The organism is Rhizobium sp. IBUN, assembly GCF_000510625.1.
Taxonomy (GTDB): domain Bacteria; phylum Pseudomonadota; class Alphaproteobacteria; order Rhizobiales; family Rhizobiaceae; genus Rhizobium; species Rhizobium altiplani.
This window is the reverse complement of sequence record NZ_AZNV01000037.1, coordinates 1-13,680: the sequence shown is the minus strand read 5'-3', so window position 1 is coordinate 13,680 and position 13,680 is coordinate 1. Positions and strand designations below refer to the sequence as shown.

Annotated in this window: 14 protein-coding genes; 6 read left to right on the top strand and 8 right to left on the bottom strand. The window is 60.6% G+C overall.

Going from position 1 to position 13,680, the window contains the following annotated elements; translation table 11 throughout:
• Nucleotides 1-33: 33 nt before the first annotated feature.
• The 3 genes from RHIBUN_RS0125605 to RHIBUN_RS0125595 are packed head-to-tail and all read right to left on the bottom strand — an operon-like array spanning nucleotide 34 to nucleotide 3,739.
• The gene (locus RHIBUN_RS0125605) at nucleotides 34-1,062 is read right to left on the bottom strand and encodes an ABC transporter ATP-binding protein (protein WP_025661750.1); all 1,029 of its coding nucleotides are present in this window, start codon (nucleotides 1,060-1,062) and stop codon (nucleotides 34-36) included.
• The gene (locus RHIBUN_RS0125600; RefSeq protein ID WP_025661749.1) at nucleotides 1,050-2,744 is read right to left on the bottom strand and encodes an iron ABC transporter permease; all 1,695 of its coding nucleotides are present in this window, start codon (nucleotides 2,742-2,744) and stop codon (nucleotides 1,050-1,052) included. The genes RHIBUN_RS0125605 and RHIBUN_RS0125600 overlap by 13 nt, the downstream gene beginning before the upstream one ends.
• A gap of 17 nt (nucleotides 2,745-2,761) precedes the next feature.
• Complete coding sequence (locus RHIBUN_RS0125595) at nucleotides 2,762-3,739, bottom strand: ABC transporter substrate-binding protein (RefSeq protein WP_025661748.1); 978 nt, start codon at nucleotides 3,737-3,739, stop codon at nucleotides 2,762-2,764.
• Nucleotides 3,740-3,902: 163 nt separating this feature from the next.
• On the opposite strand from RHIBUN_RS0125595, the gene RHIBUN_RS0125590 reads away from it, so the two are divergent.
• Nucleotides 3,903-4,961 carry an aldo/keto reductase gene (locus RHIBUN_RS0125590; RefSeq protein WP_025661747.1) on the top strand — a complete coding sequence of 353 codons (1,059 nt, stop codon included), beginning with the start codon at nucleotides 3,903-3,905 and terminating at the stop codon, nucleotides 4,959-4,961.
• A 26-nt stretch (nucleotides 4,962-4,987) separates the two neighbouring features.
• On the opposite strand, the gene RHIBUN_RS0125585 is transcribed toward RHIBUN_RS0125590, so the two are convergent.
• Complete coding sequence (locus tag RHIBUN_RS0125585) at nucleotides 4,988-6,208, bottom strand: PLP-dependent aminotransferase family protein (RefSeq protein ID WP_025661746.1); 1,221 nt, start codon at nucleotides 6,206-6,208, stop codon at nucleotides 4,988-4,990.
• A 219-nt stretch (nucleotides 6,209-6,427) separates the two neighbouring features.
• Between RHIBUN_RS0125585 and RHIBUN_RS0125580 the strand changes: the two genes are divergently transcribed.
• Nucleotides 6,428-7,528: a branched-chain amino acid aminotransferase gene (locus tag RHIBUN_RS0125580; RefSeq protein ID WP_018858644.1), complete on the top strand. Its 1,101-nt coding sequence runs from the start codon at nucleotides 6,428-6,430 to the stop codon at nucleotides 7,526-7,528.
• Between the two features lie 223 nt (nucleotides 7,529-7,751).
• Here RHIBUN_RS0125580 and RHIBUN_RS0125575 read toward each other — a convergent pair whose 3' ends face one another.
• Nucleotides 7,752-8,192 carry a YidB family protein gene (locus tag RHIBUN_RS0125575; protein ID WP_025661745.1) on the bottom strand — a complete coding sequence of 147 codons (441 nt, stop codon included), beginning with the start codon at nucleotides 8,190-8,192 and terminating at the stop codon, nucleotides 7,752-7,754.
• 152 nt (nucleotides 8,193-8,344) lie between these two features.
• Between RHIBUN_RS0125575 and RHIBUN_RS0125570 the strand changes: the two genes are divergently transcribed.
• On the top strand, nucleotides 8,345-8,602 hold the full coding sequence (locus tag RHIBUN_RS0125570) for a GlsB/YeaQ/YmgE family stress response membrane protein (RefSeq protein WP_007534948.1): 258 nt from the start codon (nucleotides 8,345-8,347) through the stop codon (nucleotides 8,600-8,602).
• A gap of 91 nt (nucleotides 8,603-8,693) precedes the next feature.
• Nucleotides 8,694-9,281 carry a class I SAM-dependent methyltransferase gene (locus tag RHIBUN_RS0125565; RefSeq protein WP_025661744.1) on the top strand — a complete coding sequence of 196 codons (588 nt, stop codon included), beginning with the start codon at nucleotides 8,694-8,696 and terminating at the stop codon, nucleotides 9,279-9,281.
• Between the two features lie 48 nt (nucleotides 9,282-9,329).
• Here RHIBUN_RS0125565 and ilvC read toward each other — a convergent pair whose 3' ends face one another.
• From ilvC to RHIBUN_RS0125550, 3 genes are all read right to left on the bottom strand, one after another.
• Nucleotides 9,330-10,349, bottom strand: coding sequence for a ketol-acid reductoisomerase (ilvC, locus tag RHIBUN_RS0125560; RefSeq protein WP_018858647.1), 1,020 nt, complete (start codon nucleotides 10,347-10,349; stop codon nucleotides 9,330-9,332).
• 45 nt (nucleotides 10,350-10,394) lie between these two features.
• Complete coding sequence (locus tag RHIBUN_RS0125555) at nucleotides 10,395-11,060, bottom strand: TetR/AcrR family transcriptional regulator (RefSeq protein ID WP_026371979.1); 666 nt, start codon at nucleotides 11,058-11,060, stop codon at nucleotides 10,395-10,397.
• Nucleotides 11,061-11,186: 126 nt separating this feature from the next.
• Nucleotides 11,187-12,092, bottom strand: coding sequence for an AraC family transcriptional regulator (locus RHIBUN_RS0125550; RefSeq protein ID WP_025661743.1), 906 nt, complete (start codon nucleotides 12,090-12,092; stop codon nucleotides 11,187-11,189).
• A 189-nt stretch (nucleotides 12,093-12,281) separates the two neighbouring features.
• Here RHIBUN_RS0125550 and RHIBUN_RS0125545 point away from each other — a divergent pair, with 189 nt between their 5' ends.
• Both RHIBUN_RS0125545 and RHIBUN_RS33935 read left to right on the top strand, forming a co-directional pair.
• Nucleotides 12,282-13,328, top strand: a complete 1,047-nt coding sequence (locus tag RHIBUN_RS0125545; RefSeq protein WP_025661742.1) for an NAD(P)-dependent alcohol dehydrogenase — start codon at nucleotides 12,282-12,284, stop codon at nucleotides 13,326-13,328.
• 86 nt (nucleotides 13,329-13,414) lie between these two features.
• Nucleotides 13,415-13,680: transposase (locus tag RHIBUN_RS33935; RefSeq protein ID WP_198021174.1), on the top strand; the 266-nt coding region annotated here is incomplete at its 3' end.

Sequence of the window (13,680 nt, the reverse complement as noted above, 5' to 3'; positions counted from 1 at the left end):
GGCTAAGCCCCGCTTCGGAAAGACGTTTCGCGATCAGAGACGCCAGGCGGCGCGCGCAATGACCCACACGCTTTCGCCGACCCGCAAGCGCTCACGGTTGAATGCGCGAAGCACCTGTCCGTCACCAAGCAGCAACTTCACGGCGTAGCGTTCGCCTTCGTAGAGGATCGACTCGACGCGCGCTGGAACGCCCTCACCAACAATCAAGACGTCTTCCTGGCGCACCAACACATCCACTCTCGGCTGGTGCCTCGCCTCGTGAGACAGCATGGGCTCGAGAGCGTTCCAATCGAGAAGCCTGATGTCACCAACCGGAGATGAAAGCGAGAGGATCGCACCGCGACCGATCAGCCCACCGACCAGCCGGCCCTCTGGCCGGGCGTAGATCTCCGCAGGCGGCGCAGCCTGCAGAAGGCGGCCCTCGGACATGACCGCAACATCAGTCGCAAGGGCCATCGCCTCGCTCTGATCGTGCGTCACATAAACCATGGTCGCTCCGGAGCGCTGGTGGAATTCGCGGAACGTTTCCTCCATCTCTTGCTTCAGGTGCCGGTCGAGATTGGCGAGCGGCTCGTCGAGCAGCACGACATCAGGTGACGAGACAAGGCAGCGGGCCAATGCCACGCGCTGTCGCTGGCCGCCGGAGAGATCGGCGGGACGCCGCTCGGCATGGTCGGCGAGCCTCACCGTCGCCAGTGCCTCCCGGACCTTCTGTCTGTAGGACTCGCCGGAGATGCCGCGCACTTTCAGAGGATAGCCGACATTGTCTGCGACGCTCATATGCGGCCACAGCGCATAGGATTGGAACACCATTGCCATGTTGCGCCGTTCCGGTGGTAGCGACCTCGAGGCGTCTGCAAGCAGCCGCTCGCCAAGATGGATAGAGCCGTCGGTTGGCGCCTCGAAACCGGCGATCATGCGCAGAACAGTTGTCTTGCCGCAGCCAGACGGTCCGAGCAGCGCCAGGAAGCCGCCATGCCGCACTTTCAGGGAGAAGTCGGCGACCGCCGCGCGCCCGGTACCGAAGTCCTTGGCAAGATGGTTGAGGATCAGTTCCGCCACGGTACGACTCCTCTCGGCAGGCGTTTTGCCATCAATTCCAGGAGAAGCATCATGAAGACGACCATAAGAACGACGAGCACGGAGAGCGCCGACGCGAGATCGGAACTACCGCTGTCGTCGAGATTGTAGATGGCGACGCCAAGCGTCTGCGTCCCGGCCGACCACAAAAGCGCGGAAATAGTCAGCTCATTGCAAGCGATCAGGAAGACCAGGATCACCGACGCGCCGGCAGCGGGCGCGATCAAGGGCACTATGATGTCGGCGAGCCGCCGGAAGAAGCCCGCTCCCGAAAGCCTTGCCGCCTCCTCCAGTGCCGGATCGAGCTGATGAAACGCACTGACGACAGGCTTCAGGCTAACGGCAAAGAAACTGGAGAGGTAGGCGATCAGAATGATCCAAATCGTTCCGTAGAGCGTCACATGCAGGATCGGAAGCGGTGCGGCAAACACCAGAATGAAGCACACGGCCATGACGATGCCGGGCAGCGAATAGGGAATCTCGATCAGGCTCGAAACGATCCGGCCCAGCAGGTCCTTCCGTCGGGTCAACGCGTAAGTCGTCAGCACGGTCACCAGGAGGAGACATAGCGCCGTCCCCGCCGCGAGAGAGAGCGAATTGGCGAAAGCCGTACGCGTGACCGCCTGACGGAAGAGAATTTCGTAGAAGGCGCTTGCCGACAGGGTCTTGAAGGTCAACGGCACGCCATAGGCCGGCACGAGTGCACCAGCGAGGAGAGCGAAGAATGGCGCTACCAGCATGACGAAGATGCAGAGCCAGAGCAGCGGCTGCAAAAGGAGCTTCCAGCGCCCCACCTCGAAGGCCGCGGTCGCGCCCGAAAGCCCGAGGACGCGGTAGTCGCGTCCGCGCAGGGCGCGATCCTGAATGGCAAGCCCGGCAACGGAAATGATCGCGATCAGTGCCGAAAGCACTGCAACGTCGCCGAAAGTACGGCTCGTAAAGGCGGAGAACTTAGTGAAGATAAGTGTCGGAAGCGTGTAGATCGAGGCGGGTATGCCGAGAATGGCGGGAATGCCGAAGTTGCCTGTACAGGATACGAAAGAGATTGCGGCACCGGCAATGATGCCCGGCAACGAAAGCGGCAGGATGATATCGCGGAAGACCCGAAAGCTGCCCGCCCCAGCAAGACGCGCCGCCTCGACACCATCGCGAGGCAACGCCATCAGGCCTGCACGGAGGGCGAGATAAACGAGCGGCGCGTGCTGTACTCCGTAGAGCAGCGAAATGCCCCCGACCGAATAAAGCGGCTGCGGCGATCCAAGCGGAGGCGCAAGGTGCAACGCCTTCAGCAGTGGGCTTGACGGCCCGGACATCTGCACCCAGGCAAGCGCCGTCACCTGTGGCGGGATCATCATCGGCAGGATGAACAGGAAGCTTAGCGCTCCCTTGCCGCTGATATCCGTCAGCGTCAGCAGGAACGCGAAGGCGCAGCCGATGGCAAGCGAGATCAGTGTGCCAAGAACGGCCGTGGCGAGCGTGTAGTAGGTTGCCGACCAAAGGGCAGGATCGCTGAGCACCGCGCCGACGCCGCCCTTTGCGAGCGCCGCAATGCCTGTCATCGCGAGCCGCGCTAGCGGCAGCACGCTAAGTATCAGGACAATGATAACGACAAAAGGAAACAGCCAAGCAGGCTGGCTGTTTCCAGGACGAACATATCCGCGCATCTGCTTTCCGGCGGCGATCAGTTCGAGCCGTAAATGCCGGAAAAGGTCTTGAGGTCCTGATCGGTAGTCTTCAGCGCCTCCGCGGCATTGACTGGCAGCACCTTGATGCTGTCACGAGCCGGGAAGCCTTCCGGCAGCTTCATGCCGTTGCGGGCGGGGATATAGCCGAGCTTGAGGAAGCCTTCCTGCCCCTTTTCAGAGAGCACGTAATCGACGAATTTCTTCGCCGCATCGGCATTCTTCGAACTTGCGAGAATACCGACCGGCTCCGTGACGGCGGAGGCGCCTTCCGTCGGGAAGACGAATGCGACCGGCGCGCCCTTAGCCTTTTCGCGGATCGGCATGTAGTCGACGATCATGCCGAAGGCTTTTTCACCCGAGGCAACCGACTTGAGCACAGCACCGTTTCCACCTGCGGCGGTCGCGCCATTGGCGGCAAGATCCTTGTAGAAATCCCAGCCGAGGCTGCTGACGCCGGCCAGCGTCTGCGCATGAATGAGGGCTGCACCCGACGTCAAGGGGCTCGGCATGGTCACGAGACCCTTGGCTTCAGCCTTCGTCAGGTCCTTCCAGCTGGTCGGCTTGAACGCGGCAGAGCTGTTGTAGACGATGCCTGTCGTGATCAGCTTGGTCGAATAGTAGTAGCCGTCACCGTCGTAGAGTGCCGCGTCGTAGCTGGCAGCTTCCGGCGACTTGTAGGCGAGCAGTTTGCCGGCTTCCTTCAGACGCTCGAGCGTCACCGTGTCGGCGATCAGCAGGACGTCGGCGACGGGATTGCCGGCCTCGATCTCCGCCTGCAGCTTCGCCATGATCTTGGGCGTGCCATCGCGCACCCAGTCTACCTTGACGTCCGGATTGGCTGCCATGAAGCCATCCACGGTTGCCTGCGCGTCCTCGTTCGGCTGGCTCGTATAGAGGACGAGATTGGCGGCGGAGGCTGGGATTGCAAGCAAGCTCGCTGCGAGTAGCGCGGCGGCGGAAACGATCGTCTTCATGATTGGTCCTCGGTGGTGGGAGACCCGTTCCTTAGCCATCGCGGATAACATGATTGTGACAGTCGGCTTCGGTACCAAGACGTCGGACATCTGCCCTTGACCCACCTTCCCCGCCCCTATCTTCTACCGCACCTTTTGACTTGTGCATTTTGGAGGAGCGCAAATGGAATACCGGCTTCTTGGCCGTTCTGGCCTGAAGATTTCGACCTTGACGATGGGCACCATGACATTCGGTGGCCAAGGCTGGGCAAAGATGGTTGGCGATCTCGGCGTTACCGAGGCACGCAGGCTTGTCGACCTGTGCATAGACGCCGGCGTCAACCTGATCGACACTGCCGACGTCTACTCGCAGGGTGTTTGCGAGGAAATCCTCGGCGAGATCATCGGCGGGCCGCGCAAGGACGGCGTTCTCATCGCCACCAAGGCGCGCTTTCGCATGGGAGACGGCCCGAACGACACCGGCCTGTCGCGCTATCACTTGATCGGCGCCTGCGAGGCCAGCCTGCGGCGCATGAAGACTGACGTCATCGACCTCTACCAGCTTCACGAGTGGGACGGGCAGACGCCACTGGAGGAAACCATGGAGGCGCTCGATACACTCGTGCGCCAGGGCAAGGTCCGCTATGTCGGCTGCTCCAATTTCTCCGGTTGGCATATCATGAAGGCGCTCGGCGTCAGCGAGAGGGAAAAGCGGGAGCGGTTCGTCAGCCAGCAGATCCACTACACGCTCGAAGCACGCGATGCGGAATATGAACTCCTTCCGATCAGCATCGACCAGGGCCTCGGTGTCCTCGTCTGGAGCCCGCTTGCTGCCGGCCTGCTTTCGGGCAAGCATCGACGCAACCGGGCAGCACCTGAGGGTTCGCGGCAGTTCTCAGGCTGGACCGAGCCGCCGATCCGCGATGAAAACCGCCTCTGGAATATCGTGGAAACGCTGGTGGCGATCGCCGATGAGCGCGGTGTCTCGGCAGCCCAGGTGGCGCTTGCCTGGCTGATCGGCCGCAAGGCGGTCACGTCTGTCATCATCGGAGGGCGCACCGAAGCCCAGTTCAAGGACAATCTCGCCGCGGCCGAGCTGAAGCTGACCGAGCAGGAGCGCAGTCGACTGGACGCGGTCAGCCTGCCGCCCGTGCTCTATCCGTATTGGCACCAGCTGAACACGGCCAGCGACCGGCTGAGTGAGGCGGACCTCGAATTGCTCGGCCCACACCTCAATCGATAGTTGGCTCTGAAGAGGTCGGCGGCTGATCAGCCGCCGATTTCACCGGCGATCAACGCACCAAGGCGGCTGATCCCCTCCTCGATCATTTGATCGTTCGCGCAGGAGAAGCTGACGCGGAAGGTGTTCTCACCCGAACCATCGGCGAAGAAGGCCTTGCCCGGGACGAAGGCGACGTTGGCCGTTTCCAGCGACTTGGCTAGCAGCTTCGCGCCATCCATGCCATCAGGCAGCGTCACCCAGATGAACATGCCGCCTTCGGGCTTCGTCCAGCTCGTGCCTGCAGGCATGTACTTCTCAAGCGCCGCCAGCATGACATTGCGGCGGTGACTATAAACCGACTTGATCTTGGCGACCTGTGCATCGAAACCGCGTTCCGCGACATGCGCGATCGCCATCTGATTGATCGTCGAGGAGTGCAGGTCAGCCGCCTGTTTCATCAGAACAAGCTTGCGGATAACGGGAGCGTTGGCGACGATGAAGCCAACGCGCAGGCCCGGCGCAAGCGTCTTCGAGAAGCTGCCGCAGTAGATCGTGCGGGTATCGTTGATGTGCCCCTTCTTCGCGATCTCCGTCGCCAGAATCGGCGCGATCGGCGTTCCATCGTAGCGGAGTGATTGATACGCGGCATCTTCGATGACTGCGATATCGAGTTCCTCTGCCAGGGCAAGAACCTTCTCTCGTCCAGCCTGATCGACAGTCTCGCCCGTCGGATTGGCAAAGTCGGCCGAGAGATAGGCGAACTTCACCTTGCCGCCCGCGCTCGCGGCCTGCGCCTTGTAGGAATCAGGCGTGCGGTTGCCGTTCGGCGTCAATTGATCGTAGGCCGGCTCATAGGCATTGAAGGCCTGGAGCGCACCGAGGTAGGTCGGCCAGGTGACCAGCGCCGTGTCATTAGGCGAGAGGAAAAGCTTGCCGAGATAATCCAAGCCCTGCTGCGAGCCAGAAACGATGAAGACGTTATCGAGTTCGCAAGGGATGCCGATGGCGGCCATCTGCTTGACCAGCCATTCGCGGAGCGGCTTGTAGCCCTCGCTGACCGAATACTGCAGCGCCGAGTTCACGGCCGAGCTATCGAAGATATCGACGTAGGCCGCCTTGAATACCTGATCGGGGAAAAGCGCCGGATCCGGAATACCACCGGCAAAGGAAATAATATCTGGGCGGTCAAGAAGCTTCAGAAGCTCGCGGATCTCCGAAGCACGCATACGGGAAGAACGCGTCGCGAATATGCTTTCCCAATTCAGCATGGGCATTTCCTCGTAATTTTTTGTCTTTAGGCGACAGAACCACGCAACAAATAATAAGTCAACATTACTGACCTATTTGTTTGCTACCATGACAATTTTGGGAAGCGAAGGTCACTTCCGTGATCAGAAGCCAGAACTGGCTAAAATCGATCTTTTCAAGACCCACTCCGTGGCAGTAGTGTCGCCGCCACTATCAAATATGCTATGAAGGTGCCAGCAATGCCCGCGTCGTCGAACACTCCTGAAATCAAGATCGAATTCCACACGTCGCCGGTCTCGGACGCCGACCGAATTCAGGCCCTGGAGTCGCCCGGCTTTGGCAAGGTCTTTACGGATCATATGGTTCTGGCTCGATGGACTCCTGACAAAGGGTGGCACAATGCGAAGGTAACGCCCAGGCGGCCCTTGGAACTCGATCCTGCCAGCGCGGTGTTGCACTACGCGCAAGAAATCTTTGAGGGCATGAAAGCCTACAGGGCGGACGATGGTCGCATTCTGCTCTTCCGGCCTGAAGAGAACGCCCGCCGCTTCGCCCAGTCAGCCATCCGCATGGCGATGCCTCCCGTGCCGGACGAACTTTTCCTGAAGGCGGTGGAAGAACTCGTCCGTGTTGATAAGGACTGGATTCCATCGGGCGACGCCAGCCTGTATCTTCGCCCCTTCATGTTCGCCAACGAGGCATTCCTGGGTGTTCGTCCGGCTCAGGAATATATCTTCTGCATTATCGCTTCTCCGGTCGGCGCCTACTTCAAAGGTGGAGCAAAAGCGGTCTCCCTATGGGTCGAGACCGAATACACTCGGGCGGCCAACGGCGGTACCGGTGCTGCAAAATGCGGAGGAAACTACGCCGCAAGCCTCATCGCGCAGGCCGAGGCCTCGAAGAGGAATTGCGATCAGGTCGTCTTTCTCGATGCGGCAGAGCACCGCTGGGTCGAGGAACTCGGCGGGATGAACGTATTCTTCGTGATGAACGACGGATCCGTCGTCACGCCACCGCTCGGCGGCACGATCCTGCCGGGCATCACCCGCGCCTCGGTTATCGTTCTCGCCGAAGAAAAGGGCTTGCGCGTCGAGCAGCGCCCCTACTCGTTCGCGGAATGGCAGGCCGATGCCGTCAGTGGCAAGCTCGTGGAAGCCTTCGCTTGCGGCACTGCAGCGGTACTCGCGGGCATCGGCCTGGTGCGACACGCTGGTGGCGAATTCCTGATCGGAGACGGGCAGACCGGGAAGCTGACCACCGAGCTGCGCCAGGAGCTGGTCGGCCTGCAGAAGGGCGTGACGAACGATGAGCGTGGCTGGACACGCCGCATCCTGGTCTGAGGTCAGCGGCCGCAAGTAGTCGGCCCAGCAATTCAGAAAACTCGAAAACCGGGCAACGCCCGGTTTTTTTGTGGCCGGACCAGAGGAAGAGCGCAGAGAGGCGCGAGGCTTCGGCCGGTCGCAAAATCATCAGGGGCGGCATGGAAAAAACACTCGTTCGCCCCGCTTCCGACCGGGAAACGGGGCGAGTCTTCTCCGATACTGCAGCTCGATCGTACCGCGCTCAGGAACGGAACAGGGAGGCGATCTGCTCTTGTGTCGGCAGTTGGCCTCTGGGTGTCAGCTTGTCGACCACTCCGGGCAGGACTGTCGAAAGTTGATTCAGGAGTTCTTGCTCACTGATTCCCGCCTGGCGTGCGAGATCGCTGATCGTCTTCGACCCAAGCGCATCGTTGAGGCTGCCCGGCGCGATCGGTTTGTTCTGTCCGGGCTGGACCCAGGAATCCACCGTATCGCCCTGCCCGGCCTCCGTCAGCTTGCCGAGAAGACCGCCGAGCCCACCAAGAAGCCCGCCGTCACCAGCTTGGGGATTAGCCTGCTGAGCTGCTGGATCCGTCTGGCTGCCTCCAGCACCAAGAAGCTTTCCCACTAGTAACGCGCCAAGCGCGACCATGATCGGCTTCGAGATACTTCCGCCCGGAACGGCGTCATCAAAGATACCCATGACATCCTCCTTTTCGGTTGCTTCAATTCATTGAACAACAACTGTAGAATGAAAGAACAAGGTTCTCGCGAACCTTGAATTCCCCGACGAGCTATTTAGCTTAAACGGGAAGATGGTCTGAATATTCAACCAATCAAGGAGGGGAATGGCAGATGTCTGTTATCGGGTGGATTATCCTTGGATTGATCGCAGGATTCATCGGCAGCAAGATTGTGAACAAGTCGGGCGCAGGCATGCTGATGGACATCGTCCTCGGCATTGTCGGAGCGATCGTCGGTGGCGTCATCTTCAGCTTCTTCGGCGCATCCGGCATAACGGGCTTCAATATCTACAGCCTCGTTGTCGCCGTCATCGGCGCGGTCGTGGTTCTTTGGCTGTACCACGCCATCAGCGGGCGCCGTTCCATCTAGCTCGCTCTTTTATATCGACGGAATGAGCGCCGCCTCAAAGGCGGCGACCTTATGCGTGTAACTCCGGCCTTGGGTCATTGGGCGAACGATCATGGCAGACGAGAGTACATCTTCATTCTATGACGACAACGCGGCCACCTATGCTTCGCGGCAACGCACGCTGCCGGTTCGACGCCTAGACGCTTTTCTGTTGATGCTGCCGCCAGGTGCAGCCATCCTCGATCTGGGATGCGGCGGCGGACAGGACAGCGCCTACATGCTGTCAAAGGGCTTCGATGTCACGCCAACGGACGGATCGCCGGCGATCGCGGAGCAGGCCGAAACCTTTCTTGAGCGTCCCGTCGCGGTGTTGCGCTTCGATGATCTGGACGAAGAGGAAGCCTTCGACGGCGTCTGGGCCGAGGCCAGCCTGCTGCATGTCCCCCGGGCAGACCTCCCTGATGTGCTGGAACGGATCCGCACGGCGCTGCGGCCCGGCGGCGTCTTTCACGCCACCTTCAAGGCGGGCGAGGCCGAGGGGCACGACGGCTTCGGTCGCTACTACAACTATCCGTCGGCGGAACTGCTTTCGGAAATGCTGAGCAATGGCGGCTGGCACAACATTGTGATCAGCGAAGGCGATGGGACCGGCTACGACGGAAAGCCGACCCGCTGGCTTGCGGTACGGACGCAAAAATAAGGCCGGAGCTTTCGCCCCGGCCCTGCTGACTCAGCAGTGTGAAACCGCTTAGTTGACGGACTTGTCGACCAGCTTGTTCTTGCCGATCCAAGGCATCATGCCGCGCAGCTTCGCGCCGACTTCTTCGATCTGGTGGCTGTCGTTCATGCGGCGGATGCCCTTGAAGCGCGAACCCCCTGCCTTGTACTCCTGCATCCAGTCGGACGTGAACTTGCCGGTCTGGATGTCGTGCAGGACGCGCTTCATTTCAGCCTTGGTTTCAGCCGTGATGATGCGCGGGCCGGTGACGTATTCGCCCCACTCGGCCGTGTTCGAGATCGAGTAGTTCATGTTGGCGATACCGCCTTCATAGATCAGGTCGACGATCAGCTTCACTTCGTGCAGGCACTCGAAGTAGGCCATTTCAGGCGCATAGCCGGCTTCGACCAGCGTTTCGAAACCAGCACGGATCAGTTCGACGAGACCGCCGCAGAGAACGACCTGTTCGCCGAAGAGGTCGGTTTCGCACTCTTCGCGGAAGTTGGTTTCGATGATGCCCGAACGACCGCCGCCAACGCCGCAAGCGTAGGAGAGAGCGAGTTCGAGAGCGTTGCCGGAAGCGTTCTGGTGAACGGCAACGAGGCAGGGAACGCCGCCGCCCTTCTGGTATTCGCCGCGAACCGTATGGCCCGGGCCCTTCGGCGCGATCATGACGACGTCGAGCGACGCCTTCGGCTCGATCAGGCCGAAGTGAACGTTGAGGCCGTGTGCGAAGGCGATTGCAGCGCCGTCACGGATGTTGCCGGCGATTTCGCCCTTGTAGATGTCGGCCTGCAGCTCATCAGGCGTTGCCATCATGATCAGGTCGCCCCACTTGGCAGCGTCGGCAACGGTCATGACCTTGAAGCCGTCGGCTTCTGCCTTCTTGATGGTTGCCGAGCCAGCCTTGAGAGCGATCGCCACGTTGGCATGGCCGCTGTCCTTGAGGTTCAGCGCGTGCGCACGGCCCTGGGAGCCGTAGCCGACGATGACGACGTTCTTCGACTTGATGAGGTTGAGATCTGCATCACGATCGTAATAGACGCGCATTTGAATTTCCTTCCCTTTGCTTGTCCTGTGACTTGTAAGAGGGGATCAGCCGACGAGCGGCATCTCCGCCAAAACCTTTTCCGTGCCATAGAGGCGCAGGAAGGCGGAAACCGCCCTCTCCGCCTGACGCGCGGTATCCTTGAGACCCGGCTCGCCGAGCAGCATGCGAACATGCAGATCGGAAACGATCAGGCCATAAAGCGTGTGATATGCCTCGTCGGCATCATGGAAGCGCAGCAGCCCAGCGCGCTTGCCGGAATCGATCAGCCCCATGGCGCGGCGATCGATCTGACGGCGACCCCGCTCCAGAAGCAGCTTGCCGAGCTTGGAGCCGTCGCGATGCGACTGGCCGATGGCGAGACGGTTGAGCGCCAGCGAGACATCGCCGGCGAGAACTTCAAGCAAATCCTTTGAGAAGATGACGAGGTGGTCGTGGAGGCTCGCCGACGTCAGCCGCTCGCCATTGCGCTCGAAGGTGCGCACCTTGCTCGCCTGATAGGCGATCATCGCGGACAGCAGGCCGTCGCGGTCGCCAAACCACTTGTACAGGCTTTCCTTGGAGCAGTTCGCCGCGCGCGCAACGCCCGATGTCGTCAGCGCCTTCTCGCCGCCATCGACGAGCAGCTGCAATGCCTGCTCCAGGACGGCGTTTTGGCGCGGCGAAAACTCGCTGGGCTCCAAATTATCGACGGACACGGCCTCACTCCCAATAGTACCGTACGGTACGGTTCGCAGGCTTTATGCTGCAAACCACTGTGCGCGTCAAGCGGCATGGCACGAAAATTTCAGCGTCCTTGTGCGCTATAGGCGCGACCGTCGCTGCCTACAGCGCACTACTCAGGCGTCGTCAGAAGGCTCGCGTGCCGCCTCGACGTCTCTCACCGGGGACATGCCGTAGACGCGGCTGTATTCGCGGCTGAACTGCGACGGGCTCTGATAGCCGACGCGATGCCCTGCCGTCCCGGCATCCAGCCGCTCGATCAGCATTAGACGCCGCGCCTCATGCAATCGCAACTGCTTCTGGTATTGCACCGGCGTGATCGCGGTGATCGACTTGAAATGGTGATGGAAGGACGACACGCTCATGTTGACCTGCTCCGCGAGATCCTCGATGCGCAGCGGCTGGGCAAAGTTTTGCCGCAACCATGCGATGGCGCGTGCAATGCGGTTGCCGTGACTGTCGGCGACCGCAATATTGATCAGCCGGCCACCGTCCGGGCCGGTAAGAACCCGATATAGAATCTCCTGCTCTATCAGCGGCGCCATCGCCGCGATGTCCTTTGGACTATCGAGCAAACGTAGCAGTCGCACTGCCGCGTCCAAGAGCTCGGGCGTCGCGACATTCACGACGATCCCGCGTCCTCCAACGGGCGCGGTTGGCCGCGGAATTTCGGCGCGGCTCAAGAGATCGAGAACCTTCTCGCTGTTGATGGCGAGCGTCAGGCAGAAATGCGGAACCTCGGGGCTTGCCTCCACCACTCGCCATGTCACCGGCAGGTCGAGCGATGTCAGCAGGTAGTCGCCAGGCCCGTAATTGATGACGTCGGTGCCGAGGCGCAGGCTCTTGGCGCCTTGGATAACAAGGGCGATGCAAGGGCGGTAGCTGCCGTGGCAGGGGGCGCTTGGTGAAGTGCGCCGACTTATCCCCACGCTTTCGATCGCGGTCCTGCACTCCCCGTCGTCGCCGAGATGGCGCGCGGCAATGGAGACGATTTCCTGATAGGGATTGAACGGCAGAGTCATACGAGCGAACCCTTTATGTATCGCCTCGGAGAGATGCGCACTATGTAGGACAGCTTTGCTCCCGCGAAAATAGGCCCGCCTGTCACTTTTGCAGGATCGTGCAAGAAGCTCGGAGTATCGCTCTAACGCATCGACATCGATCCGGTGCATGGTCTGGCATCACCTCAGCAACCCGAAAGGAAGTCTTAGATGGCCATTGCAAAAGGCTATGCTGCCACCGACGCGTCCAAGCCGCTTACGCCCTTCACCTTCGAGCGCCGCGAACCCAATGCCGATGACGTCGTGATCGACATCAAGTTCGCCGGCATCTGCCATTCGGACATCCACACCGTCCGCAACGAATGGAAGAATGCGGTCTATCCGATCGTGCCGGGCCACGAGATCGCCGGCATCGTCTCGGCCGTCGGCTCGGCCGTCACCAGATTCAAGGCCGGCGACCGTGTCGGCGTTGGCTGCTTCGTCGACAGCTGCGTCGGCTGTGCAGCCCGCGACCTCGACCGCGAACAATATATGCCCGGCCTGGTCGGCACCTACAACGACTTCGAAGCCGATGGCAAGACGCGCACTCAAGGCGGTTACTCCGACTCGATCGTCGTCAAGGAAGGTTACGTCATGTCCATTCCGGACAACCTTCCGCTCGACGCCTCGGCCCCGCTGCTCTGCGCCGGCATCACGCTCTACTCGCCGCTGCGTCACTGGAATGCCGGACCAGGCAAGAAGGTCGCAATCGTCGGCATGGGCGGCCTCGGTCACATGGGCGTCAAGCTCGGCGCGGCCATGGGTGCTGACATCACCGTCCTCTCGCAGAGCCTTTCCAAGAAGGAAGACGGCCTCAAGCTCGGTGCCAAGGAATACTATGCGACCAGCGACGAGGAGACGTTCAAGAAGCTTGCCGGTACATTTGACCTGATCATCTGCACGGTCAGCGCCGAGATCGATTGGAACGCTTATCTTGGCCTTCTGAAGGTGGACGGAGCATTTGTGGTCGTCGGCATCCCGGAAAACGCGATCCCGGTTCATGCATTTTCGCTGGTCCCGGGCCGCAAGAGCATTTCCGGCTCGATGATCGGCTCAATCAAGGAAACCCAGGAAATGCTGGACTTCTGCGGCAAGCACAACATCGTCTCCGAGATCGAGACGATCAACATCCAGCAGGTCAACGAGGCCTATGAACGCGTTCTGAAGAGCGACGTTCGTTACCGCTTCGTCATCGACATCGCCTCGCTGGCAGCTTGATAATGGGAAAGGGCGGCCTTGAGCCGCCCTCCTCAGATTGCTGACAAACCCCTGGCACCGTCTGGGGGTTTGTGATTCATTGGGACATGTTGAAGAAACCTGCCCCCACCCAGACGACTCTTGAGATGGTGACGCTCGACAGTCTGGTGCCGAAGGATCACCTGCTGCGCAAGATCGACGCGGTGATCGACTTTTCCTTCATCCATGATCGTGTTGCGGGGCTTTATTGCGCCGACAACGGCCGCCCGCCGCTCGATCCGACCTTGATGTTCAAGGCGCTGTTCATCGGTTATCTCTATGGCGTGCGCTCGGAGCGTCAGTTGGTGCGCGAGATCGAGGTCAACGTCGCCTA

What these genes read in the sequence shown, in the direction of transcription:
- RHIBUN_RS0125600 (WP_025661749.1), bottom strand. Translation starts at nt 2,744, where the DNA reads ATGCGCGGATATGTTCGTCCTGGAAACAGCCAGCCTGCTTGGCTGTTT.
- RHIBUN_RS0125595 (WP_025661748.1), bottom strand. Translation starts at nt 3,739, where the DNA reads ATGAAGACGATCGTTTCCGCCGCCGCGCTACTCGCAGCGAGCTTGCTT.
- RHIBUN_RS0125590 (WP_025661747.1), top strand. Translation starts at nt 3,903, where the DNA reads ATGGAATACCGGCTTCTTGGCCGTTCTGGCCTGAAGATTTCGACCTTG.
- RHIBUN_RS0125585 (WP_025661746.1), bottom strand. Translation starts at nt 6,208, where the DNA reads ATGCTGAATTGGGAAAGCATATTCGCGACGCGTTCTTCCCGTATGCGT.
- RHIBUN_RS0125580 (WP_018858644.1), top strand. Translation starts at nt 6,428, where the DNA reads ATGCCCGCGTCGTCGAACACTCCTGAAATCAAGATCGAATTCCACACG.
- RHIBUN_RS0125575 (WP_025661745.1), bottom strand. Translation starts at nt 8,192, where the DNA reads ATGGGTATCTTTGATGACGCCGTTCCGGGCGGAAGTATCTCGAAGCCG.
- RHIBUN_RS0125570 (WP_007534948.1), top strand. Translation starts at nt 8,345, where the DNA reads ATGTCTGTTATCGGGTGGATTATCCTTGGATTGATCGCAGGATTCATC.
- RHIBUN_RS0125565 (WP_025661744.1), top strand. Translation starts at nt 8,694, where the DNA reads ATGGCAGACGAGAGTACATCTTCATTCTATGACGACAACGCGGCCACC.
- ilvC (WP_018858647.1), bottom strand. Translation starts at nt 10,349, where the DNA reads ATGCGCGTCTATTACGATCGTGATGCAGATCTCAACCTCATCAAGTCG.
- RHIBUN_RS0125550 (WP_025661743.1), bottom strand. Translation starts at nt 12,092, where the DNA reads ATGACTCTGCCGTTCAATCCCTATCAGGAAATCGTCTCCATTGCCGCG.
- RHIBUN_RS0125545 (WP_025661742.1), top strand. Translation starts at nt 12,282, where the DNA reads ATGGCCATTGCAAAAGGCTATGCTGCCACCGACGCGTCCAAGCCGCTT.